A 22,375-nucleotide genomic window follows, 5' to 3' on the forward strand; every position below is an offset into this window, starting at 1 on the left:
TAAAAAGAAGGAGGTGCCGACATGAAATTACATGAGTTAAAACCTGCTGAAGGTTCACGTAAAGTCCGCAATCGTGTAGGACGTGGTATTGGTTCAGGTAATGGAAAGACTGCTGGTAAAGGTCATAAAGGTCAAAACGCCCGTTCAGGTGGCGGAACTCGTCCTGGCTTCGAGGGTGGTCAAACACCATTATTCCAACGTCTACCAAAACGTGGATTCACTAACATCAATCGTAAAGAATACGCAATCGTCAATCTTGACGCATTGAATCGCTTCGAAGATGGTACAGAAGTTACTCCAGCTCTACTTGTTGAAAGTGGTGTAGTGAGCAACGAAAAAGCTGGAATTAAGATTCTTGGTAAAGGTTCAATCGAGAAAAAGCTTACAGTAAAAGCAAAGAAATTCTCAACCACTGCTAAAGAAGCTATCGAAGCTGCTGGCGGTACAACCGAGGTGATCTAATGTTTCAAACTGTCTCCAATTTTATGCGCGTGGGTGATATAAGAAATAAAATTATCTTCACCCTTCTAATGTTAATAGTCTTTCGTCTTGGTACCTTTATTCCGGTACCAAACGTAGACGCTAATGTATTGAAAATGCAAGACCAGGCAGGAATTCTCGGATTCCTGAATACATTTGGTGGCGGTGCATTACAGAACTTCTCCATCTTCGCGATGGGAATCATGCCTTACATTACCGCTTCGATCATCGTACAGCTCCTGCAAATGGATGTTGTGCCGAAGTTCACGGAGTGGTCAAAGCAAGGTGAAGTAGGTCGCCGCAAATTAGCTCAGTTCACACGTTATTTCACTATCGTTCTTGGATTTATCCAGGCTATAGGTATGTCCTACGGCTTCAACAGAATTTACGGTGGAATGCTTATTCAAAGCCCAGGAGTCAGTACGTACCTACTAATAGCGTTAGTTCTAACAGCTGGTACGGCTTTTCTTATGTGGTTGGGTGAACAAATCACGGCTAAAGGTGTGGGGAATGGAATCTCGATCCTGATCTTTGCAGGTATCGTAGCTGCTATCCCTAACACTGTAAACCAAATCTATGCTCAACAAATCGAAGGTGCAGGCGAGCAGCTTTTCCTTCGTATTGTGGTTCTTGCACTTCTTGTTTTAGCAGTTATTGCAATCGTGGTTGGAGTCGTGTTTATTCAACAGGCACTTCGCAAAATTCCGATTCAATATGCAAAACGTTTAGTGGGGCGTAGTCCGGTTGGTGGACAATCAACACATCTACCTTTAAAGGTGAATGCTGCGGGTGTTATTCCAGTTATCTTTGCGATTTCTTTCATTATCACGCCACAGACCATTTCTTCCTTCTTTGGGGAAAATGATGTGACCAGTACGATTCAGTACATTTTTGATTACACTAAACCAGTTGGTATGATCATCTATGTAGCACTGATCGTTGCCTTTACGTATTTCTATGCTTTCATTCAAGTGAACCCGGAACAAATGGCGGAAAACTTGAAAAAGCAAGGTGGATATATCCCTGGTATCCGTCCAGGTAAAACCACTCAAGAATATCTCACTCGCGTTCTGTATCGTCTAACATTTGTTGGGGCTATTTTCTTAGCTGTTATTTCAGTCCTTCCAGTATTCTTCATTAACTTTGCGGGATTACCTCCTGCAGCTCAAATCGGTGGAACAAGCTTACTGATCGTAGTAGGGGTTGCACTTGAGACGATGAAGCAACTAGAGGCACAGTTAGTGAAGCGTCACTACAAAGGATTTATTAAATAAGAGGGTTTTCGGGAACGTCTTGTTCCTGAAACCATTTTATAGATAATTAGGGGGAGTTCGAGTGAATATCGTTCTTATGGGCTTACCAGGCGCAGGAAAAGGCACTCAAGCTGAAAAAATCGTAGACAAATATGGTATCCCCCATATCTCTACAGGCGATATGTTCCGTGCAGCTATTAAAGAAGGTACTGAACTAGGCTTGAAAGCTAAATCATTCATGGATAACGGCGATCTTGTTCCTGATGAAGTGACAATCGGCATCGTCCGTGAACGATTAAGCAAAGAGGACTGTGAAAAAGGCTTCTTACTGGATGGGTTTCCGAGAACGGTTGCTCAGGCAGAAGCACTTGATAACATCCTTGCTGATCTTGGTAAAAAGATGAATTATGTCATTAATATAGATGTAGATAAGGACATCCTGATGGAGCGCTTGACAGGTCGCAGGATCTGTAAAGAGTGCGGCGCTACTTATCATCTTGTCTTTAATCCGCCAACAGAAAAGGACGTTTGTGATCGCTGCGGCGGTGAGTTATATCAACGCGCAGATGATAACGAAGAAACGGTTCAAAACCGTCTGGACGTTAACATCAAACAATCCCAACCACTATTGGCATACTACGAAGATAAGGGCTATCTGAAAAACATTGACGGTCAACAAGACATCCATAGAGTGTTTGATGACATTGATGAACTACTTGGAGGCCTTTCATAATGATCATTTCTAAGACTCCGCGAGAGATTGAGATCATGCGACATGCTGGAAAGATTGTGGCATTGACTCATGCGGAATTGCAAAAGCATATTTCTCCGGGAATATCGACGAAGGAATTGGATGCAATTGCTGAAAATTTCATTCGTAAACATGATGCAATTCCATCTTTTAAAGGGTATAATGGGTTTCGTGGCAGCATCTGTGCTTCAGTCAACAATGAGTTGGTACATGGAATTCCAGGAGATCGGATCCTGAAGGATGGCGATATAATCAGCATCGATATCGGTGCTAAATATAACGGTTATCACGGGGATTCAGCTTGGACCTATCCAGTTGGAACAATAGATGATGAAACCCAGAGGCTTCTCGATGTCACAGAGGAATCTTTATTCCTTGGACTTAAGGAAGCTAAACCAGGCGAACGTCTGTCGAATATCTCTCATAGTATACAAACTTTTGTTGAAGCAAATGGCTTTTCTATCGTTCGAGAGTATGTAGGGCACGGAGTTGGTCAAGACTTACATGAGGACCCGCAAATTCCTCATTATGGACCACCCAACAAAGGTCCTCGTTTAAAGCCTGGCATGGTACTGGCTATTGAACCAATGGTTAATGCAGGAAGTCGATATGTTAGGACGTTATCAGATAACTGGACAGTTGTCACAGTTGATGATAAAATGTGTGCGCACTTTGAACACACCATTGCAATTACTGAAGAAGGCTATGAGATATTGACGAAAGCCTAAGTGAAGGTGATTGGATTGATCGAGTCAGATTCGACGGCCCCGAGGATTGGCCAGATTGTTCAAACCCTTAAAGGGAGAGAAACAGGATGCTACTCGGTCGTTGTTCAGCAATTGGATGAACGTTTTGTACTTATAGCAGATGGAGATAAACGTAAGTTCGATCGCGCCAAGCGAAAGAACATTGCCCATCTTCACTTGTGTGACTATGTTTCTCCAGAAGTTCAAAACAGTATGATGGAAACAGGTAGAGTGACGAACGGTAAACTGCGTTATGCTGTTTCAAAGTTTGTTAACGAAGTTTTAAATGATGAGAAGAAGGGAGACATGTTCGATGGCTAAGGATGATGTAATTGAAGTTGAAGGTAAAGTTGCCGAGACTTTGCCCAATGCGATGTTTAAGGTAGAATTAGAAAACGGTCATACAGTACTGGCACATGTTTCAGGAAAGATCCGTATGCATTTCATTCGTATCCTACCTGGTGACAAGGTAACAGTAGAACTATCACCGTATGACTTAACTCGTGGTAGAATCACTTATCGTTATAAATAATCTATTGCACTCCGTACTATTAAGGAGGTTAGAATAAGATGAAAGTTAGACCATCTGTTAAACCAATCTGCGAAAAATGTAAAGTTATTCGTAGAAAAGGTAAAGTTATGGTTATCTGTGAAAACCCTAAACACAAACAAAAACAAGGCTAATCTTAAAGGAGGTGCGCTATCACTATGGCACGTATTGCTGGTGTAGACATTCCACGTGACAAACGTGTTGTCATTTCATTAACATACATCTACGGTATTGGTAAAAATACTGCAGCGAAAATCTTATCTGAATCAGGTGTATCTGAGGATACTCGCGTTCGCGATCTTACAGACGACGAACTAGGAAAGATTCGTGATATCGTTGATAAATTAAAAGTAGAAGGTGATCTTCGTCGTGAAGTATCACTAAACATCAAACGTCTTATGGAAATCGGTTCATACCGCGGTCTTCGTCACCGTCGTGGACTACCTGTTCGTGGACAACATACGAAGAACAATGCTCGTACACGTAAAGGTCCTCGTAAGACTGTAGCTAACAAGAAAAAATAATAGGTAAAGGAGGTTACTTCTTAGTATGGCACGTAAAACTAACACTCGTAAACGTCGTGTGAAAAAGAATATCGAAGCTGGTATTGCACACATTCGTTCTACATTCAATAACACAATCGTAACTATTACTGATGTTCACGGAAATGCTGTTGCATGGTCAAGTGCAGGTTCACTAGGATTTAGAGGTTCTCGTAAATCAACTCCATTCGCAGCGCAAATGGCAGCTGAAACTGCAGCAAAAGCTTCTCAAGAACATGGTTTAAAAACTCTTGAAGTAACAGTTAAAGGCCCTGGTGCTGGTCGTGAAGCAGCTATCCGTGCTCTTCAAGCAGCTGGTCTAGAAGTTACTGCAATCAGAGACGTTACTCCAGTTCCTCATAATGGATGCCGTCCACCAAAACGTCGCCGCGTTTAATTTTTCTGTATATATTTTGTATCGTTGTCTATAATGGGATATGATACAAGATACGTTCATTCAGAAAAGTATCCAGTTGTTGTTGCACAATAGGGAACGTAAACATGGGGAATTTCGGACTTTAACTTATTTAGCCCGGAGTTTCGACGTTTTGAAGGAGGGTAAATATTAATGATCGAAATTGAAAAGCCAAAAATTGAAACGGTTGAGATCAGCGATGATGCCACATATGGAAAGTTCGTCGTAGAACCACTTGAGCGTGGATATGGTACAACTTTGGGTAACTCCTTACGTCGTATCCTACTATCGTCACTCCCAGGTGCTGCTGTCACATCTATTCAAATAGATGGCGTACTGCATGAGTTTTCAACAATTGAAGGCGTCGTAGAGGATGTCACATCCATCATTTTGAACATTAAGAAGCTTGCGTTGAAGATTTACTCTGATGAAGAGAAGACGCTTGAGATCGATGTACAAGGTGAAGGAGTCGTAACGGCTGCAGACATTACACATGATTCTGATGTCGAAGTGTTAAATCCTGATTTACACATCGCAACTTTATCAAAAAGTGGTCACTTCCGTGTACGTTTGAGTGCATCCCGTGGTCGTGGGTACAGACCAGCAGACCAAAACAAACGTGAGGATCTTCCTATTGGCGTGATCCCAATCGATTCTATTTACACTCCAGTTTCACGCGTTAACTATCAAGTCGAAAATACTCGTGTTGGTCAAATGACGAACTACGATAAACTTTCCCTTGATGTATGGACTGATGGAAGTATTGGACCAAAAGAAGCGATTTCTTTAGGTGCTAAGATTCTAACAGAACACTTAAATATTTTCGTTGGCCTTACAGATGAAGCGCAGAATGCTGAAATCATGGTAGAAAAAGAAGAAGACCAAAAAGAAAAAGTTCTAGAGATGACCATCGAAGAATTGGATCTTTCTGTTCGTTCTTACAACTGCCTGAAGCGTGCTGGAATCAATACTGTTCAAGAGCTTGCTAACAAAACTGAAGAAGATATGATGAAAGTTCGTAATTTAGGACGTAAATCCCTGGAAGAGGTTAAAGTTAAGCTTGAAGACCTTGGACTTGGACTACGCAAAGACGACTGATAATCTTCTTTCTTATATAGATTCAACAAAGGAGGGAACCCTTAATGGCTTACAGAAAGTTAGGACGTACTAGTGCACAGCGTAAAGCTATGCTACGTGATTTAGCTACAGACCTAATCATTAACGAGCGCATCGAAACAACTGAAACTCGTGCGAAAGAGCTTCGTTCTGTTGTGGAAAAAATGATCACTCTAGGTAAACGTGGTGACATTCACGCGCGTCGTCAAGCTGGTGCATTCATTCGTAAAGAAGTTGCAAACGCTGAAAACAACCAAGATGCTTTACAAAAGTTATTCTCTGACATCGCTCCTCGTTACACAGAGCGTCAAGGCGGATATACTCGCATTATGAAGGTTGGTCCTCGCCGTGGTGACGGTGCTCCAATGGCAATCATCGAATTAGTTTAATAATTCGTGACTTCAAACATTAAGGGCGGGACAGTTAATCCTTAACTGCTTCTTTGCCCTTTTTGTATAAGTGCATGTGATGAAAAGCAGAGCGTTACGATGAGCAGCGCTGTCTGACTCGTCTAGCTCGTGCACCCCTTCCAACTTCTATGTTCATAGAAGCTGTTCAATGGATGAACAAGAAAAGGTTACCTTTTCTTTGGTCGGGGTGCGGGCTTTTTTTTATATGCAAAGAATTTTTAGCAGAGCTGAGCGTAGAGGAGGTAACAACATTGAATGAAATCATTAAAGTGGAAGATGTTCATTTCAGGTATCAGGACCAAACTGATTACGCACTCAAAGGCATCAGCCTGACGGTCCGTCAAGGTGAATGGCTTGCGATTGTCGGTCATAACGGATCTGGTAAATCCACATTGGCGAAAATGTTGAATGGGCTTCATTTTCCGGAAAAGGGTCAAGTGACGGTGGACGGGCTTCATCTTTCCGAAGACACGATATGGGACATCCGCAAGAAGCTGGGTATGGTCTTTCAGAATCCCGATAATCAGTTTGTAGGTGCTACAGTTGAAGATGATGTGGCTTTTGGGTTAGAAAACCATGGAGTACCTTATGAAACGATGGTACAAAGAGTCACCGACGCCCTAAAAAGTGTCCATATGGAAGATTTTCTTGATCAAGAGCCGCACCATTTATCGGGTGGTCAGAAGCAGCGTGTTGCGATTGCCGGTGTCATTGCCCTGCAGCCTTCGATCATCATATTGGACGAAGCGACATCGATGCTTGATCCCAAAGGAAAAAAAGAGGTGCTTGAAACGGTCAGAAAGCTGAAAGAAGAAGAAGACTTGACCGTGATTTCCATCACCCATGACCTGGAAGAGGCAACGAAAGCCGACAGGATGATCGTGCTGAATCAAGGAAATGTCTTTAAAGAAGGGACACCTGAGGAGATCTTCTTACTCGAAGATGAGTTGAAGAAGCTTGGGCTAGATTCCCCATTTACCGTCAAGCTTGCCGGTGCACTAAAAGAGGCGGGGATCCCCCTGTCCAAAACTTATTTCACAGAAGAAGAGTTGGTGAGTGAATTATGCAAATCACATTTCAACAAGTAGAGTACAGATATTCATTCAACACTCCATTCGAGAAGCTTGCCATCCAGGATATCAATCTGTCGATTCCGACAGGTCAGTTCCTTGCGGTGATCGGGCATACAGGTTCAGGAAAGTCCACGCTTCTTCAGCATTTAAACGGACTGCTGAAACCGACGGCAGGCGTCGTCAAGGTAGGGGATTACGAAATCAAGCCGAAGCAGAAAGCGAAGAGCTTAAAGCCTGTCAGGCAGAAAGTCGGGATCGTTTTCCAGTTCCCCGAGCATCAGCTATTTGAAGAAACGGTGCTGAAGGATATCTGCTATGGGCCGATGAATTTCGGTGTATCAGAGGAAGAAGCAATCAGCCGGGCGAAAGAGCTGATCGTCAAGGTTGGGTTATCGACGGATGTATTGCAGAAATCCCCTTTTGATCTATCTGGAGGACAGATGAGGCGTGTGGCGATTGCCGGCGTGCTGGCAATGAACCCTGAAGTCATCGTTCTCGATGAGCCGACAGCAGGACTGGACCCGAGAGGACAGCAAGAGATCATGGACATGTTCTATGACCTTCATAAGGAAAAAGGACTGACCACGATCCTTGTCACCCACAGCATGGAAGATGCCGCTCATTATGCAGATGAGATTGCGATCATGCAGAAGGGACAGTTGAAACGGAAAGGGATACCCCAGGAGATCTTCTCCCATCCAGATGAACTGTTTGAAATGGGACTCGACGTCCCGGATGTCGTCCGTTTTCAATATCAGTTTGAACAGCGAACAGGAAAGAAGCTTCCGAACACCTGTTTGACCTTGGAGGAATTGGCATCTGCCATCGGTCAGATGAAGGATGGGGGTGAAGCGCTATGATGGAGAAAATGATCTTCGGTCGTTACGTCCCGGCGAAATCCATCCTGCATATGATGGATCCACGGGCAAAGCTTCTGTTCATTTTTGGCTTTATATGTGTTGTATTTCTTGCCAACAATGTGATGACCTATGCATTGCTCGGTCTTTTTACGTTTTTTGCACTTATTCTATCCAACCTTTCTATCCGATTCATCATCGGTGGGCTGAAGCCGATTTTATGGTTGATTCTGTTTACATTCTTCCTCCACGTGTTCTTCACGAAGGAAGGACCGGTTGTACTGGACCTGGGATTGTTATCGGTTCATGAGGAAGGCTTGAGGCAGGGGATTTTCATTTCGTTGAGATTCTTTTATCTTATCCTTGTCACGTCACTTCTGACGTTGACAACGTCTCCGATCACCATCACAGACGGACTCGAGACGTTGTTGAATCCATTGAGGAAGATCAAGTTCCCTGTTCATGAGCTTGCTCTAATGATGTCGATTTCTCTTCGGTTCATCCCTACGCTGATGGAGGAAACAGACAAGATCATGAAAGCGCAGATCGCCAGGGGCGCTGAATTTTCTTCTGGCCCGGTGAAAGACCGGATCAAAGCGATTGTCCCTTTATTGATCCCGCTCTTCGTCAGTGCCTTTAAGCGGGCAGAAGACCTTGCGACCGCCATGGAAGCAAGGGGGTATCAAGGGGGAGAAGGAAGAACGAAATACAGGCTGCTGTCCTGGCATAAGAAGGATACGGGTGCGATGATCGTACTTGTCCTCCTGACAGCCGTTCTGCTCATCTTCAGAGGATAATGGGAGTGTAAGCCATGCAAAGAGTGAAATGTACCATTGCATATGATGGGACCCATTTTCATGGGTATCAGGTTCAACCCCGTGAGAGAACCGTACAAGGGGTCATAGAAGAGATCCTGTCGACCATCCATAAAGGAGAACAGATTCGCATCAGTGGATCTGGCCGGACGGATTCAGGTGTCCATGCGAACGGGCAGGTGTTTCATTTCGATACACCGCTGTCCATCCCCGAAGAGAAATGGCCGGTCGTATTGAATACCCGGCTGCCGGATGAAGTGACCGTGAAAGAGGCGGCCTTCGTTTCAACTGACTTTCATTCGAGATTCTCTGTTGTACAGAAGGAATATCGGTACCGTGTATACACCGGTCAGTCGCGCAGCCCGTTCAACAGGCATTTCGCCCTTCATCATCCCCAGCCATTGTCGGTGACGGATATGAAGAGGGCTGCCGCCTCGTTGATCGGTGAGCATGACTTTACGAGCTTTTGCTCTGCAAAGACCGAGGTGGAAGATAAGGTAAGGAAGATCCACCGCATCGACATCCAGGAACATGGTGAAGAAATCATTTTCTCCTTTGTCGGGAATGGATTTCTCTATAACATGGTGAGGATTCTTGTCGGCACTTTGCTGGAGGTAGGTTCTGGTAACAGAGCTGCGGATGATATGGCCCCCATCCTGGAAGCGAGGGATCGTGACCGGGCAGGCAAGACGGCCCCGCCCCACGGATTGTATTTGTGGAAGGTGGATTATGGGTCTGATGAGAATTAGAGGGTGATTCGCATGTCTGAGGAGGGAACCGGTCCCTAAACCTTTTGCCGATTGAAGCGGAAGGTGGGGTGACACCGGGATTGGCGAAGCCTGAGGACGCTCGCTGCCGGGACGGGGAAAGCAAGCTCCCGGAGCGCAAATCAACCCGAACAGACAGTAAGACTAATCTATTTATGTAAGATCATAAACAAGTTTATAAAAAAAATACTAAAACAACTAATCCTGGTGTAACATTCTCTTGACAATAGACTGGGAACAAGATAAGATAGCATATGGTATGTTATTAACCCCACGATAAGCCCCGGAAACTTATTGTGATTAGAAAATAAATACTACGGATTCATTAAATAGGAGGTTAAATCATGCGTACAACGTATATGGCTAAAGCCAACCAAATCGATCGTAAATGGTTCGTTGTAGATGCTGAAGGAAAAACTCTTGGACGTCTTTCAAGTGAAGTTGCTTCAATTCTACGCGGAAAACACAAACCAACATTCACACCACATGTTGACACTGGTGATCATGTGATCATTCTTAATGCTTCAAAAATTGAACTAACTGGTAAAAAGTTAACGGACAAGATCTACTACCGTCACACTAATCACCCAGGTGGTTTAAAACAACGTACAGCATTAGAAATGCGTACAAACTACTCAGAGAAAATGTTAGAGCTTACTATCAAAGGTATGCTTCCAAAAGGTTCTCTAGGTCGTCAAATGTTCAAGAAATTACACGTTTATGCTGGAGCAGAGCATCCACATCAAGCACAACAACCTGAAGTTTACGAACTTCGTGGATAATTAATAAGAGGAGGTTATTATCTTGGCTCAAGTTCAATATTACGGAACTGGTCGTCGTAAGAGCTCAGTAGCTCGTGTACGTTTAGTACCAGGTAACGGAAACATTGTTATCAATGATCGTGAAGTAGAAGTTTATATCCCATTCGCAGCACTAAGAGAAGTAATTAAGCAACCTCTAGTTGCAACTGAAACTCTTGGTAACTATGACGTTTTAGTAAACGTTAATGGTGGAGGCTATGCTGGTCAAGCTGGTGCGATCCGTCACGGAATCGCTCGTGCTTTACTGGAAGCTGATCCTGAGTACCGCGGTACACTGAAACGCGCTGGATTATTAACTCGTGACTCTCGTATGAAAGAGCGTAAAAAATACGGTCTTAAAGGTGCACGTCGCGCGCCACAATTCTCTAAGCGTTAATTATTATTTCAAACAAAAGCTCAGCCGATTCATTCGGCTGGGCTTTTTTGTTGTGCGTTTCTGTGAGGGACGGACCTCCGATTTCACGTCTCGCCCCTCACAAAAACGCTGCTGTGACTGGAATCGATTCTCCGATCAGGGCAATTTCGGAGGTCCGTCCCTCAAAAAATTGGTAACAGTTGAGCGAATGAAGTGGTGTGTTGGGTAGGAAAATACGTTCAAAGGGGTGGATGAAGTTTGAACGTTATTACAACTTTCAATACAAAGAGAAGAGAAAAGCAAATTAAGACGGAAAGAACATTATTGAAGGAAATTTCCATTAAAATGCTTCAGGAGAGTGTGAGGAAGCATTTTGGATATATAAAAGTGCAAGGCGGTGTCTTTATGCAGCAGGGCTTTGACGAGGCGTGTTTCGATGTGGCGATCGAAGCATATCTCCTGGGAGGCAAGGTAAGCAAGTTTGGTCACTCGGGAGAGAACCTTGAAGCGGTAAAGAAGCGGTGTGCCGATGAAATGAAGCACTTCATCGATACGCTCTATAATTTCTGGCTGTACTGGTCCGAGATGGGTGTGTCGAATGAAGTGGACGAGTCCTTCTATTATTGCTGTGAGCATTTTGTGGAAACCTGGTGGAATGAAGGATATGAAAAGGGCATCAAGCGGCTTAAATTACGCCTGCACTAAAATAGGTTCTAAAACTCATTCTTGTCCCATATTTTTTAGTATGGACAACGGAGATGGCACATCACTGTTGAAACTGTAAACAGGAGGACTGGAATGAGTCAGAAACTAAAGGTGATCGGGATTATTTCTGCACTGGCCGTTTTATTATTCATTATTCAATATAAGATACTGGACAGGGATACATGGCATTCATGGAATCTGCCGCTGTCGGGTAAGATCATCTATATCGATCCGGGGCATGGCGGACCGGATGGGGGTGCAGGAGATGAGGCTGCCCTTGAAAAGGACATTGCGCTGAACGTTTCCCTGATGATACGGGATTACCTCCAGGAACAGGGTGCCCTCGTCATCTTGACCCGGGAAAAGGATGAAGATCTCGCAGATGACGGGACCCGGGGGTACAGCCGCCGGAAAGTCGAGGATTTAAAGAAGAGGCTCACGCTCATCAATGAATCACAGGCGGATCTGTTTTTGAGCATTCATTTAAACTCCATCCCGTCTGCAAGATGGAGCGGTGCCCAAACGTTCTATAATCCTAAATACGAAGAAAACAAAGAACTGGCCAAAGCCATTCAAAGCGAATTGATCCGGAACCTGGAAAACACGACAAGGGAAGCGAAAGGTCTTCAAAATGTCTATATCCTTAAACACGCGAAAAAATCAGGTGCCCTCGTGGAGATCGGTTTCTTATCCAATCCAGGCGAAAGGGCAAACCTTCTGAAAGAAGACTACCAGCAAAAGATCGCTGCTTCCATCTATCAGGGCGTACTGAATTACATGACGATGGATACGGAAGAAAAAGCTGATGAGGAATGACCTCTCAGCTTTTTTGTTTGGGTTTTGGAACTTCATTATAGGGAAAAAGGAGTAAGGGGTGTCAGAGCGGTGTTGTTTCATTCGGATAAAGGGTAAGGCCTTGGCTCAGTTTGTTAAGCCAGATGAAGTTGAAGTAAGAAGACAGTCAGTCCTGCGGGCAGCTAATGAGCACCAATGTATAAGCGCACCCATTATTATTCACGAAAAGCATTCAAAACCTTTTGAGCATTCATTCAAGTGAGAATATGTTATACTGTAGGCAGATATTTGAAAACGAATACATAGAAAAGGGTGGATATTCATGGTAACAGAACAACAAGCACGGGAGCTTTTATTTGGATTGAAGGATCCTTTTTTACATAAAACGTTAGAAGAAACAAACGGTGTTGTCGATGTTTCGGTCAAGGAAGAAAAGAGCCATATCAGTGTGAAGGTGGCAATTGCCAAGACAGGTACCGGAGAGCAGATGCAGTTCCAGCAGCAAATTGTACAGCTTTTAAAAGATAACGGTGCGGAATCAGTAGGGATCCGTTTCACTGAACTTCCGGAAGAAGAGCTAGAGAAGCATAGAGGAGCAGGCGGGGAAGGCACGGATTTATTATCTCCGGCAAGTAAGACGACCTTTATTGCTATTGCGAGCGGAAAAGGCGGAGTGGGGAAATCGACGGTATCTGTGAACCTGGCTGTTTCCCTGGCACGTCAAGGCAAGAAGGTTGGACTTGTGGATGCAGACATATATGGATTCAGTGTGCCTGATATGATGGGAATCGTTAAACGTCCGGTCGTCCGTGGGGAAAGCATTATCCCGGTAGAACGATTTGGAGTGAAGGTCATCTCGATGGGCTTCTTTGTAGAGGACAATGCGCCTGTCATCTGGAGAGGGCCGATGCTTGGGAAGATGCTGAACAACTTCTTCTCTGAAGTAGAGTGGGGCGATCTCGATTATCTATTATTAGACCTGCCGCCAGGAACGGGGGACGTGGCATTGGATGTGCATACGATGCTTCCGCATTGTAAGGAAATCATCGTAACGACGCCTCATCCGACGGCTGCCTTCGTAGCGGCTCGTGCCGGCGCGATGGCCCTTCAGACTGATCATGAGATTTTAGGGGTAATCGAAAATATGTCCTATTTCGAAAGCAAGCTGACCGGCGAGAAGGAATTTGTATTTGGTCAAGGCGGTGGCGAGAAGCTCACTGAGGAGCTCCGTACCGATTTACTTGGCAAGCTTCCCCTTCAACAGCCGGATTGGAATGAAGAGGACTTTGCTCCTTCCATATACGGGGAGGATCACCGACTCGGTCAGATTTACGGGGAAATCGCCCATAAAGTCATTGAGAAACTTTCATAATAAACGGCAAAAAAGACAAATGCAGCCTGCATTTGTCTTTTTTACGATTGAGCCCTACTGTCCTCCGCTGCCGGAACCTCCAGAATCACTGGAACTATCCTGCTCACCATCGGAAGAACCGCCGCCTTCACTACTTTTGCCGCCGTCCTTCATTTCTCCGGCAGCCTTCATCAACACATCCTGAAGCTTCGCCTTGAATAAGGGGCTTTCGAACGTTTCGATGACGACTTTTTGCAGATGTTCCCTGAACTCCTGGCTTTTCAATGCTTCAGTCAGTTCTTTCGTGAATTCCGGATCCTTGAGGAGGTCCATCATCATTCCCTGATACTCGGGGTCTTTCATCAGGTCTTTTAATAATTTTTCATTGCCATCCTTCATGCTTTTCGCCATTGCTTCTGCGAACTTGGGATCTTCGAATGACTTTTTCCAGAATTCAGTCCCTTTTTTGGACGTCAAGGTTTTGGAGATGGTTTCGGTCACGACAGTCTGGTCCATGATCAGTTCTGATTTCATTTTGTCATCAGACATCACTTCCTGGATGGCCTTCTTGCCGTCATCGGTCTTCAATATATCTACAACCATTTTCTTGGTTTCTTCATAATCCATTTTGCCACTGCCTGTATCCCCGCCGCCTCCGCAAGCGGAAAGGAGGAGGATCGTCAGTAGTAAAAGCAAGGAATATTTTTTCATGGGTAGGCTCCTTCCATACAAATTCCCTTACCTTTAATATGAGGAAGAATGAAAAAAATATGCACTGAGATATCTGCTGGATTTTTTAAACAGGCGTTGGTACAATCAAGGGAGTGCATATCTTTATATTTGGAGGAAAATCGTAGTGACCATCCGCAATTGGCTTCGTTTATTCATTCATACGTTAGTGGTCGGTGGAGCTGTAACCGGTGTGGCATCTCTCCTCATCCGGTGGGATCAGTTCGGACCCTATTTTCAAGACGGTAACGTGATCGGCATTTTATCAAGTTTATTATGGTTCATCTTCGTCGGATTCACATTCAGTGTCATCAGTCAGATGGGCTATTTCGCTTACTTGACCATCCATCAATTTGGTATGGGCATGTTCAAGAGCCTATGGAACCCTGTGCAGCTCATATTGATCGGCCTTGTCCTGTTTGATTTGATTTATTTCAGATTCAGGGCGTTCGCAACGGACGGCGCATCATATACGCCATATATTCTCCTTGGCATTGGCATTCTCGTGGTCGGGCTGGGTGTGGCTTACATGAAGAACCGTCAATCACAGTCACAGACCAATACTTTTGTGTCAGCGCTGTTTTTTATGATTGTCGTGACCACGCTTGAATGGCTGCCTGTCCTGCTTGTGAATTCAGTGAAGTGGCTTTACCTTATGCTGCTTGCCTTACTCGCCTGTAACGCATTCCAGCTGCTGCGTCTTCCTAAGTACATAGAGAAGTCGCAAATGGAAAGACAACAGAAGCAATCAATCAAAAGCTGATAAGAAGAAAGCCCGCTGATTTTTAAATCAGCGGGCTTTCTTACTGTATGAGCGATGACTTGGCGTCTCCGTTTGAAATCATGTCTGACACTGTAATGAAGGAACCTTTGCCTTTCAGTTCTTTGATGATGGCTGGCAATGCATCTTTTGTCTGCTTCGCAGAGTCAGAAGCGTGCAGGAGGATGATGTCCCCTTTTTTCGCCTTTTGAATATTGTTCAGGATTTCTTCTCTGCCTGGATTGGTCCAGTCTTTTGAATCCACGCTCCAATGGACGACCGACAAGCCGAGTGAATCTGCAACCTTCAACGTTTCTTTGTCAAAATGTCCGGTAGGCACCCGCAATAACTTCACGTCTTTCACATTTAACTTTTTAAAAACCGTATCGGCCTTCAGGATATCCTGTTTGATCTTTGCCGGTTCCATTTCTGTATAGTCGGAATAGGCATAGCCGAGATTTCCGATTTCATACCCTTGCTTCACGATCTGTTCGACAAGGTCAGGATGCCTCTCTGCCCATGCACCGGACAGGAAAAACGTAGCGGATCCGACGTCCAGCTTTTTTAACTCTTCCAGGATCGGCTTGGCTTTTTCATCTCCCCAGCCGATATTAAAGGTCACAGCGACCCCTTTTTCCCCTTTATAAATCGCCTTTGGGCCATCCTTAGTGCTGAAAACAGAAAGGGTCGAAAGGTTGCTGCTGTAAACAAGTAATGCAGTGAAGAAAGAAATCACGATGATCAAACTAATCTGCTTCAATTTACTTGCCCTTACCGTATAAAACGTATTCACGATCCAATCCCTCCGTTCAACCGTCTATCTCTACTATGAATATGCATGTCCTCGGAAAAAATATCTAACTCATAAAAAAATGATTATAAAATCCGTTTAATGGAAAAAACTACAAATACAAACATTAAGGGGTGACATACTTGCTGGGGTTAATGATAAATGACAGAGAGAAGCAAGAAATAGAGTATTTGCTGAAAAGAGAAATGGATGAAATACTGTTTGATCTGAAAGATTCTCGCATTGATCATATCGTTAAAAGAGCAATGGATGAACGATACAAAATTCTGTTTTCCCTTTTTAAGCGGTTTGCAAGCCAGAAGGAATGTTTGAAATATATGAAGACGGCTGCAAATAAAAAAGAAACATACTGATTCACAACAGCTTCTGCTTGGACAAAGGCGGGAGCTTTTAATTTGGGCGGTTCTGCAGGCGGCGGGAGCGCTTAAATAAAGAGCCGTTGTAGTAAATGAAACATTTATGAAAAAAACTTTACAAAATGTATTGACCGAGTTTTGAAATCTTGTTATAGTAGTAAACGTCGCTGAAACACATTGAATTATTTAGAAGAAACACCAATAAATAATTTTTAAAACCAGTTGACAACACATCAGCGGATGTGTTAAATTAATAAAGTCGCTTCTTCGGGAAGAGGACAAACATTGAACCTTGAAAACTGAACAAAACAAGACAATACGTCAACGTTAATTCTAGATTTATTTTTAAAGAGCTATTCAAACTTTTATCGGAGAGTTTGATCCTGGCTCAGGACGAACGCTGGCGGCGTGCCTAATACATGCAAGTCGAGCGGATTGATGGGAGCTTGCTCCCTGATATCAGCGGCGGACGGGTGAGTAACACGTGGGTAACCTGCCTGTAAGATCGGGATAACTCCGGGAAACCGGGGCTAATACTGGATAATTCATTCCCTCGCATGAGGGAATGTTGAAAGGTGGCTTTAGCTACCACTTACAGATGGACCCGCGGCGCATTAGCTAGTTGGTGAGGTAACGGCTCACCAAGGCGACGATGCGTAGCCGACCTGAGAGGGTGATCGGCCACACTGGGACTGAGACACGGCCCAGACTCCTACGGGAGGCAGCAGTAGGGAATCTTCCGCAATGGACGAAAGTCTGACGGAGCAACGCCGCGTGAGTGATGAAGGTTTTCGGATCGTAAAGCTCTGTTGTTAGGGAAGAACAAGTGCCGTTCGAATAGGGCGGCACCTTGACGGTACCTAACCAGAAAGCCACGGCTAACTACGTGCCAGCAGCCGCGGTAATACGTAGGTGGCAAGCGTTGTCCGGAATTATTGGGCGTAAAGCGCGCGCAGGTGGTTCCTTAAGTCTGATGTGAAAGCCCACGGCTCAACCGTGGAGGGTCATTGGAAACTGGGGAACTTGAGTGCAGAAGAGGAAAGTGGAATTCCAAGTGTAGCGGTGAAATGCGTAGATATTTGGAGGAACACCAGTGGCGAAGGCGACTTTCTGGTCTGTAACTGACACTGAGGCGCGAAAGCGTGGGGAGCAAACAGGATTAGATACCCTGGTAGTCCACGCCGTAAACGATGAGTGCTAAGTGTTAGGGGTTTCCGCCCCTTAGTGCTGCAGCTAACGCATTAAGCACTCCGCCTGGGGAGTACGGTCGCAAGACTGAAACTCAAAGGAATTGACGGGGCCCGCACAAGCGGTGGAGCATGTGGTTTAATTCGAAGCAACGCGAAGAACCTTACCAGGTCTTGACATCCTCTGACAACCCTAGAGATAGGGCTTTCCCCTTCGGGGACAGAGTGACAGGTGGTGCATGGTTGTCGTCAGCTCGTGTCGTGAGATGTTGGGTTAAGTCCCGCAACGAGCGCAACCCTTGATCTTAGTTGCCAGCATTCAGTTGGGCACTCTAGGATGACTGCCGGTGACAAACCGGAGGAAGGTGGGGATGACGTCAAATCATCATGCCCCTTATGACCTGGGCTACACACGTGCTACAATGGACGGTACAAAGGGCTGCAAGACCGCGAGGTTTAGCCAATCCCATAAAACCGTTCTCAGTTCGGATTGCAGGCTGCAACTCGCCTGCATGAAGCTGGAATCGCTAGTAATCGCGGATCAGCATGCCGCGGTGAATACGTTCCCGGGCCTTGTACACACCGCCCGTCACACCACGAGAGTTTGTAACACCCGAAGTCGGTGAGGTAACCTTTGGAGCCAGCCGCCTAAGGTGGGACAGATGATTGGGGTGAAGTCGTAACAAGGTAGCCGTATCGGAAGGTGCGGCTGGATCACCTCCTTTCTAAGGAAGATTTACTAAAACGTTTGACAGTCGAAGTTTTGTTCAGTTTTGATGGTTTAATTATCATCAAAACTTTTTGTCTCTTCTGAGACAGAAATTTGTTCTTTGAAAACTAGATAAAGATAAATTGATAGTCAAGAAAATTACCGAGTATCGCCATTTTAGGTTTTAAACCTTATGTAACAACCAATTCGGTTAAGTTATGAAGGGCGCACGGTGGATGCCTTGGCACTAGGAGCCGACGAAGGACGGGACTAACACCGATATGCTTTGGGGAGCTGTAAGTGAGCTTTGATCCAGAGATTTCCGAATGGGGAACCCATTGTTCGTAATGGAACAATATCCATACTTGAATACATAGAGTATGGAAGGCAGACCCAGGGAACTGAAACATCTAAGTACCTGGAGGAAGAGAAAGCAATTGCGATTCCCTGAGTAGCGGCGAGCGAAACGGGATGTAGCCCAAACCAAGAGGCTTGCCTCTTGGGGTTGTAGGACACTCTATACGGAGTTACAAAGGAATGAAGTAGACGAAGAAGTCTGGAAAGGCTCGTCAAAGAAGGTAACAACCCTGTAGTTGAAACTTCATTCTCTCTTGAGTGGATCCTGAGTACGGCGGAACACGTGAAATTCCGTCGGAATCTGGGAGGACCATCTCCCAAGGCTAAATACTACCTAGTGACCGATAGTGAACCAGTACCGTGAGGGAAAGGTGAAAAGCACCCCGGAAGGGGGAGTGAAATAGAACCTGAAACCGTGTGCCTACAAGTAGTCAGAGCCCGTTAACGGGTGATGGCGTGCCTTTTGTAGAATGAACCGGCGAGTTACGATCCCATGCAAGGTTAAGTTGATAAGACGGAGCCGCAGCGAAAGCGAGTCTGAATAGGGCGAATTTTAGTATGTGGTCGTAGACCCGAAACCAGGTGATCTACCCATGTCCAGGATGAAGTTCAGGTAACACTGAATGGAGGTCCGAACCCACGCACGTTGAAAAGTGCGGGGATGAGGTGTGGGTAGCGGAGAAATTCCAATCGAACTTGGAGATAGCTGGTTCTCTCCGAAATAGCTTTAGGGCTAGCCTCATGTGTAAGAGTCTTGGAGGTAGAGCACTGTTTGGACTAGGGGCCCTCATCGGGTTACCGAATTCAGACAAACTCCGAATGCCAAAGACTTATCCATGGGAGTCAGACTGCGAGTGATAAGATCCGTAGTCGAAAGGGAAACAGCCCAGACCACCAGCTAAGGTCCCAAAGTATACGTTAAGTGGAAAAGGATGTGGAGTTGCTTAGACAACCAGGATGTTGGCTTAGAAGCAGCCACCATTTAAAGAGTGCGTAATAGCTCACTGGTCGAGTGACTCTGCGCCGAAAATGTACCGGGGCTAAACGTATCACCGAAGCTGTGGATTGACACCTTTAGGTGTCAGTGGTAGGAGAGCGTTCTAAGGACTGCGAAGCTAGACCGTAAGGACTGGTGGAGTGCTTAGAAGTGAGAATGCCGGTATGAGTAGCGAAAGATGGGTGAGAATCCCATCCACCGAATGCCTAAGGTTTCCTGAGGAAGGCTCGTCCGCTCAGGGTTAGTCAGGACCTAAGTCGAGGCCGATAGGCGTAGACGATGGACAACAGGTTGATATTCCTGTACCACCTCTTTCCGTTTGAGCAATGGGGGACGCAGGAGGATAGGGTAAGCGCACTGCTGGATATGTGCGTCTAAGCAGTTAGGCTGATGATGAGGCAAATCCCGTCATCGTGAAGGCTGAGCTGTGATAGCGAGCGAATTATAGTAGCGAAGTTCCTGATTCCACACTGCCAAGAAAAGCCTCTAGCGAGGGAAAAAGGTGCCTGTACCGCAAACCGACACAGGTAGGCGAGGAGAGAATCCTAAGGTGAGCGAGAGAACTCTCGTTAAGGAACTCGGCAAAATGACCCCGTAACTTCGGGAGAAGGGGTGCTCTGGTAGGGTGCAAGCCCGAGAGAGCCGCAGTGAATAGGCCCAGGCGACTGTTTAGCAAAAACACAGGTCTCTGCGAAGCCGTAAGGCGAAGTATAGGGGCTGACGCCTGCCCGGTGCTGGAAGGTTAAGAGGAGTGCTTAGCGCAAGCGAAGGTGCGAATCGAAGCCCCAGTAAACGGCGGCCGTAACTATAACGGTCCTAAGGTAGCGAAATTCCTTGTCGGGTAAGTTCCGACCCGCACGAAAGGCGTAACGATCTGGGCACTGTCTCAACGAGAGACTCGGTGAAATTATAGTACCTGTGAAGATGCAGGTTACCCGCGACAGGACGGAAAGACCCCGTGGAGCTTTACTGTAGCCTGATATTGAATTTTGGTACAGCTTGTACAGGATAGGTAGGAGCCTTGGAAACCGGAGCGCCAGCTTCGGTGGAGGCATCGGTGGGATACTACCCTGGCTGTATTGAAATTCTAACCCGCGCCCCTTATCGGGGTGGGAGACAGTGTCAGGTGGGCAGTTTGACTGGGGCGGTCGCCTCCTAAAGAGTAACGGAGGCGCCCAAAGGTTCCCCTCAGAATGGTTGGAAATCATTCGCAGAGTGTAAAGGCACAAGGGAGCTTGACTGCGAGACCTACAAGTCGAGCAGGGACGAAAGTCGGGCTTAGTGATCCGGTGGTTCCGCATGGAAGGGCCATCGCTCAACGGATAAAAGCTACCCCGGGGATAACAGGCTTATCTCCCCCAAGAGTCCACATCGACGGGGAGGTTTGGCACCTCGATGTCGGCTCATCGCATCCTGGGGCTGTAGTCGGTCCCAAGGGTTGGGCTGTTCGCCCATTAAAGCGGTACGCGAGCTGGGTTCAGAACGTCGTGAGACAGTTCGGTCCCTATCCGTCGTGGGCGCAGGAAATTTGAGAGGAGCTGTCCTTAGTACGAGAGGACCGGGATGGACGCACCGCTGGTGTACCAGTTGTCTTGCCAAAGGCATCGCTGGGTAGCTATGTGCGGAAGGGATAAGTGCTGAAAGCATCTAAGCATGAAGCCCCCTCGAGATGAGATTTCCCATCACGTAAGTGAGTAAGATCCCTAGAAGATGACTAGGTAGATAGGTCAGAGATGGAAGCATGGCGACATGTGGAGTTGACTGATACTAATCGATCGAGGACTTAACCACAAAGAGTCATATTTATATGAACAATCGGCTGATATTCGGCTTTCTTGACATCAATCCTTTATCTAGTTTTCAGGGAATAAATTTTTAAATTTAGCCCTTGAAAATTTCACAAAATATTATATAATAATATTTGTCATTGTAAGCAATTAGTCTGGTGACTATGGCGAAGAGGTCACACCCGTTCCCATGCCGAACACGGAAGTTAAGCTCTTCAGCGCCGATGGTAGTTGGGGGATCTCCCCCTGTGAGAGTAGGACGTCGCCAGGCAATATCATTCCGCAGTAGCTCAGTGGTAGAGCTATCGGCTGTTAACCGATCGGTCGCAAGTTCGAATCTTGCCTGCGGAGCCATTGCTTCCATAGCTCAGCAGGTAGAGTGCTTCCATGGTAAGGAAGAGGTCACCGGTTCGAGCCCGGTTGGAAGCTTTTATTCTTTTTATAGTAAGGCCCATTGGTCAAGCGGTTAAGACACCGCCCTTTCACGGCGGTAACACGGGTTCGAATCCCGTATGGGTCACCATTTTCTTTTCTAAACGAATTACATACCGGAGGATTAGCTCAGCTGGGAGAGCATCTGCCTTACAAGCAGAGGGTCGGCGGTTCGATCCCGTCATCCTCCACCATCTTTACTTATAATGTTTGATAACCATATATGCCGGTGTAGCTCAACTGGTAGAGCAACTGACTTGTAATCAGTAGGTTGGGGGTTCAAGTCCTCTTGCCGGCACCATTTTTTTAGCTGGAGGGGTAGCGAAGTGGCTAAACGCGGCGGACTGTAAATCCGCTCCTTCGGGTTCGGCAGTTCGAATCTGCCCCCCTCCACCATTTTGTATATTCATGTGTAAAATGGACATCCTATAAATGTCCCTTTTTTATG

General features: G+C 45.8%; 24 protein-coding genes, 6 tRNA genes and 3 rRNA genes. 31 read left to right on the plus strand and 2 right to left on the minus strand.

What is annotated here, in order from left to right:
• Positions 1–21 precede the first annotated feature (21 nt).
• The 20 genes from rplO to KH172YL63_RS00930 all read left to right on the plus strand — a co-directional run bounded on the left by rplO (position 22) and on the right by KH172YL63_RS00930 (position 13,823).
• The gene (rplO, locus tag KH172YL63_RS00835) at positions 22–462 is read left to right on the plus strand and encodes a 50S ribosomal protein L15 (protein WP_173104365.1); all 441 of its coding nucleotides are present in this window, start codon (positions 22–24) and stop codon (positions 460–462) included.
• A complete protein-coding gene (gene secY / locus KH172YL63_RS00840) occupies positions 462–1,754 on the plus strand; it encodes a preprotein translocase subunit SecY (protein WP_173104366.1) in 1,293 nt (430 codons plus the stop codon). The genes rplO and secY overlap by 1 nt, the downstream gene beginning before the upstream one ends.
• Positions 1,755–1,815: 61 nt before the next feature.
• Positions 1,816–2,466, plus strand: coding sequence for an adenylate kinase (locus KH172YL63_RS00845; RefSeq protein WP_173104367.1), 651 nt, complete (start codon positions 1,816–1,818; stop codon positions 2,464–2,466).
• Positions 2,466–3,212, plus strand: a complete 747-nt coding sequence (map, locus tag KH172YL63_RS00850) for a type I methionyl aminopeptidase (RefSeq protein WP_173104368.1) — start codon at positions 2,466–2,468, stop codon at positions 3,210–3,212. The genes KH172YL63_RS00845 and map overlap by 1 nt, the downstream gene beginning before the upstream one ends.
• Positions 3,213–3,230: 18 nt before the next feature.
• Positions 3,231–3,551 carry a KOW domain-containing RNA-binding protein gene (locus KH172YL63_RS00855; RefSeq protein ID WP_442858762.1) on the plus strand — a complete coding sequence of 107 codons (321 nt, stop codon included), beginning with the start codon at positions 3,231–3,233 and terminating at the stop codon, positions 3,549–3,551.
• On the plus strand, positions 3,544–3,762 hold the full coding sequence (infA, locus tag KH172YL63_RS00860) for a translation initiation factor IF-1 (RefSeq protein WP_034765945.1): 219 nt from the start codon (positions 3,544–3,546) through the stop codon (positions 3,760–3,762). Before KH172YL63_RS00855 ends, infA begins: the two co-directional genes overlap by 8 nt.
• Before the next feature lie 38 nt (positions 3,763–3,800).
• Positions 3,801–3,914 carry a 50S ribosomal protein L36 gene (gene rpmJ, locus KH172YL63_RS00865; protein WP_003156543.1) on the plus strand — a complete coding sequence of 38 codons (114 nt, stop codon included), beginning with the start codon at positions 3,801–3,803 and terminating at the stop codon, positions 3,912–3,914.
• A gap of 24 nt (positions 3,915–3,938) precedes the next feature.
• Positions 3,939–4,304, plus strand: a complete 366-nt coding sequence (gene rpsM, locus KH172YL63_RS00870) for a 30S ribosomal protein S13 (RefSeq protein WP_173104370.1) — start codon at positions 3,939–3,941, stop codon at positions 4,302–4,304.
• Positions 4,305–4,329: 25 nt separating this feature from the next.
• The gene (gene rpsK, locus KH172YL63_RS00875; RefSeq protein WP_032085294.1) at positions 4,330–4,719 is read left to right on the plus strand and encodes a 30S ribosomal protein S11; all 390 of its coding nucleotides are present in this window, start codon (positions 4,330–4,332) and stop codon (positions 4,717–4,719) included.
• A 171-nt stretch (positions 4,720–4,890) separates the two neighbouring features.
• Positions 4,891–5,835, plus strand: coding sequence for a DNA-directed RNA polymerase subunit alpha (locus KH172YL63_RS00880; RefSeq protein WP_032085295.1), 945 nt, complete (start codon positions 4,891–4,893; stop codon positions 5,833–5,835).
• Between the two features lie 44 nt (positions 5,836–5,879).
• Positions 5,880–6,242, plus strand: coding sequence for a 50S ribosomal protein L17 (gene rplQ, locus KH172YL63_RS00885; RefSeq protein WP_034765940.1), 363 nt, complete (start codon positions 5,880–5,882; stop codon positions 6,240–6,242).
• 272 nt (positions 6,243–6,514) lie between these two features.
• A complete protein-coding gene (locus KH172YL63_RS00890) occupies positions 6,515–7,351 on the plus strand; it encodes an energy-coupling factor ABC transporter ATP-binding protein (RefSeq protein WP_232066084.1) in 837 nt (278 codons plus the stop codon).
• Positions 7,327–8,196, plus strand: coding sequence for an energy-coupling factor ABC transporter ATP-binding protein (locus tag KH172YL63_RS00895; protein WP_173104372.1), 870 nt, complete (start codon positions 7,327–7,329; stop codon positions 8,194–8,196). Before KH172YL63_RS00890 ends, KH172YL63_RS00895 begins: the two co-directional genes overlap by 25 nt.
• Positions 8,193–8,990, plus strand: a complete 798-nt coding sequence (locus KH172YL63_RS00900; RefSeq protein WP_173104373.1) for an energy-coupling factor transporter transmembrane component T family protein — start codon at positions 8,193–8,195, stop codon at positions 8,988–8,990. Before KH172YL63_RS00895 ends, KH172YL63_RS00900 begins: the two co-directional genes overlap by 4 nt.
• A gap of 14 nt (positions 8,991–9,004) precedes the next feature.
• Entirely contained in the window at positions 9,005–9,757 is a 753-nt protein-coding gene (gene truA, locus KH172YL63_RS00905; RefSeq protein ID WP_173104374.1) for a tRNA pseudouridine(38-40) synthase TruA, read from the plus strand.
• 362 nt (positions 9,758–10,119) lie between these two features.
• Positions 10,120–10,557 carry a 50S ribosomal protein L13 gene (gene rplM, locus KH172YL63_RS00910; protein WP_034765935.1) on the plus strand — a complete coding sequence of 146 codons (438 nt, stop codon included), beginning with the start codon at positions 10,120–10,122 and terminating at the stop codon, positions 10,555–10,557.
• Positions 10,558–10,579: 22 nt separating this feature from the next.
• Positions 10,580–10,972 (plus strand): 30S ribosomal protein S9, encoded by a 393-nt coding sequence (rpsI, locus tag KH172YL63_RS00915; protein WP_173104375.1) that lies wholly within the window; start codon positions 10,580–10,582, stop codon positions 10,970–10,972.
• Between the two features lie 237 nt (positions 10,973–11,209).
• Positions 11,210–11,656 (plus strand): DUF2521 family protein, encoded by a 447-nt coding sequence (locus KH172YL63_RS00920; RefSeq protein ID WP_173104376.1) that lies wholly within the window; start codon positions 11,210–11,212, stop codon positions 11,654–11,656.
• A gap of 93 nt (positions 11,657–11,749) precedes the next feature.
• Entirely contained in the window at positions 11,750–12,472 is a 723-nt protein-coding gene (cwlD, locus tag KH172YL63_RS00925; protein WP_173104377.1) for an N-acetylmuramoyl-L-alanine amidase CwlD, read from the plus strand.
• A 301-nt stretch (positions 12,473–12,773) separates the two neighbouring features.
• Positions 12,774–13,823: an Mrp/NBP35 family ATP-binding protein gene (locus KH172YL63_RS00930; protein WP_173104378.1), complete on the plus strand. Its 1,050-nt coding sequence runs from the start codon at positions 12,774–12,776 to the stop codon at positions 13,821–13,823.
• 54 nt (positions 13,824–13,877) lie between these two features.
• On the opposite strand, the gene gerD is transcribed toward KH172YL63_RS00930, so the two are convergent.
• Positions 13,878–14,513, minus strand: a complete 636-nt coding sequence (gene gerD / locus KH172YL63_RS00935; RefSeq protein WP_173104379.1) for a spore germination lipoprotein GerD — start codon at positions 14,511–14,513, stop codon at positions 13,878–13,880.
• A 145-nt stretch (positions 14,514–14,658) separates the two neighbouring features.
• On the opposite strand from gerD, the gene KH172YL63_RS00940 reads away from it, so the two are divergent.
• Positions 14,659–15,294, plus strand: a complete 636-nt coding sequence (locus tag KH172YL63_RS00940; RefSeq protein ID WP_173104380.1) for a KinB-signaling pathway activation protein — start codon at positions 14,659–14,661, stop codon at positions 15,292–15,294.
• A gap of 40 nt (positions 15,295–15,334) precedes the next feature.
• On the opposite strand, the gene pdaB is transcribed toward KH172YL63_RS00940, so the two are convergent.
• Positions 15,335–16,084 carry a polysaccharide deacetylase family sporulation protein PdaB gene (gene pdaB, locus KH172YL63_RS00945; RefSeq protein WP_173104381.1) on the minus strand — a complete coding sequence of 250 codons (750 nt, stop codon included), beginning with the start codon at positions 16,082–16,084 and terminating at the stop codon, positions 15,335–15,337.
• A 140-nt stretch (positions 16,085–16,224) separates the two neighbouring features.
• Between pdaB and KH172YL63_RS00950 the strand changes: the two genes are divergently transcribed.
• The 10 genes from KH172YL63_RS00950 to KH172YL63_RS00995 all read left to right on the plus strand — a co-directional run bounded on the left by KH172YL63_RS00950 (position 16,225) and on the right by KH172YL63_RS00995 (position 22,323).
• A complete protein-coding gene (locus KH172YL63_RS00950) occupies positions 16,225–16,455 on the plus strand; it encodes a hypothetical protein (protein ID WP_173104382.1) in 231 nt (76 codons plus the stop codon).
• A 368-nt stretch (positions 16,456–16,823) separates the two neighbouring features.
• Positions 16,824–18,370 (plus strand): 16S ribosomal RNA (locus tag KH172YL63_RS00955).
• A 193-nt stretch (positions 18,371–18,563) separates the two neighbouring features.
• Positions 18,564–21,499, plus strand: a 23S ribosomal RNA gene (locus KH172YL63_RS00960).
• A 150-nt stretch (positions 21,500–21,649) separates the two neighbouring features.
• A 5S ribosomal RNA gene (rrf, locus tag KH172YL63_RS00965) occupies positions 21,650–21,766 on the plus strand.
• The 16S, 23S and 5S rRNA genes sit together here with 6 tRNA genes alongside, the layout of an rRNA operon.
• An 8-nt stretch (positions 21,767–21,774) precedes the next feature.
• A tRNA-Asn gene (locus KH172YL63_RS00970) sits at positions 21,775–21,849 on the plus strand.
• A gap of 2 nt (positions 21,850–21,851) precedes the next feature.
• A tRNA-Thr gene (locus tag KH172YL63_RS00975) sits at positions 21,852–21,924 on the plus strand.
• 19 nt (positions 21,925–21,943) lie between these two features.
• Positions 21,944–22,018: transfer RNA gene (locus tag KH172YL63_RS00980), tRNA-Glu, on the plus strand.
• A gap of 27 nt (positions 22,019–22,045) precedes the next feature.
• Positions 22,046–22,121: transfer RNA gene (locus tag KH172YL63_RS00985), tRNA-Val, on the plus strand.
• A gap of 31 nt (positions 22,122–22,152) precedes the next feature.
• Positions 22,153–22,228, plus strand: a tRNA-Thr gene (locus KH172YL63_RS00990).
• An 11-nt stretch (positions 22,229–22,239) separates the two neighbouring features.
• Positions 22,240–22,323: transfer RNA gene (locus KH172YL63_RS00995), tRNA-Tyr, on the plus strand.
• Positions 22,324–22,375 lie beyond the last annotated feature (52 nt).

Source organism: Bacillus sp. KH172YL63 (assembly GCF_011398925.1).
GTDB lineage: Bacteria > Bacillota > Bacilli > Bacillales > Bacillaceae_B > Rossellomorea.

Bases quoted from the DNA above. Each gene is read 5' to 3' on its own strand.
- rplO (WP_173104365.1), top strand. From the start codon at position 22: ATGAAATTACATGAGTTAAAACCTGCTGAAGGTTCACGTAAAGTCCGC.
- secY (WP_173104366.1), top strand. From the start codon at position 462: ATGTTTCAAACTGTCTCCAATTTTATGCGCGTGGGTGATATAAGAAAT.
- map (WP_173104368.1), top strand. From the start codon at position 2,466: ATGATCATTTCTAAGACTCCGCGAGAGATTGAGATCATGCGACATGCT.
- infA (WP_034765945.1), top strand. From the start codon at position 3,544: ATGGCTAAGGATGATGTAATTGAAGTTGAAGGTAAAGTTGCCGAGACT.
- rpmJ (WP_003156543.1), top strand. From the start codon at position 3,801: ATGAAAGTTAGACCATCTGTTAAACCAATCTGCGAAAAATGTAAAGTT.
- rpsM (WP_173104370.1), top strand. From the start codon at position 3,939: ATGGCACGTATTGCTGGTGTAGACATTCCACGTGACAAACGTGTTGTC.
- rpsK (WP_032085294.1), top strand. From the start codon at position 4,330: ATGGCACGTAAAACTAACACTCGTAAACGTCGTGTGAAAAAGAATATC.
- KH172YL63_RS00880 (WP_032085295.1), top strand. From the start codon at position 4,891: ATGATCGAAATTGAAAAGCCAAAAATTGAAACGGTTGAGATCAGCGAT.
- rplQ (WP_034765940.1), top strand. From the start codon at position 5,880: ATGGCTTACAGAAAGTTAGGACGTACTAGTGCACAGCGTAAAGCTATG.
- KH172YL63_RS00895 (WP_173104372.1), top strand. From the start codon at position 7,327: ATGCAAATCACATTTCAACAAGTAGAGTACAGATATTCATTCAACACT.
- KH172YL63_RS00900 (WP_173104373.1), top strand. From the start codon at position 8,193: ATGATGGAGAAAATGATCTTCGGTCGTTACGTCCCGGCGAAATCCATC.
- truA (WP_173104374.1), top strand. From the start codon at position 9,005: ATGCAAAGAGTGAAATGTACCATTGCATATGATGGGACCCATTTTCAT.
- rplM (WP_034765935.1), top strand. From the start codon at position 10,120: ATGCGTACAACGTATATGGCTAAAGCCAACCAAATCGATCGTAAATGG.
- cwlD (WP_173104377.1), top strand. From the start codon at position 11,750: ATGAGTCAGAAACTAAAGGTGATCGGGATTATTTCTGCACTGGCCGTT.
- KH172YL63_RS00930 (WP_173104378.1), top strand. From the start codon at position 12,774: ATGGTAACAGAACAACAAGCACGGGAGCTTTTATTTGGATTGAAGGAT.
- gerD (WP_173104379.1), bottom strand. From the start codon at position 14,513: ATGAAAAAATATTCCTTGCTTTTACTACTGACGATCCTCCTCCTTTCC.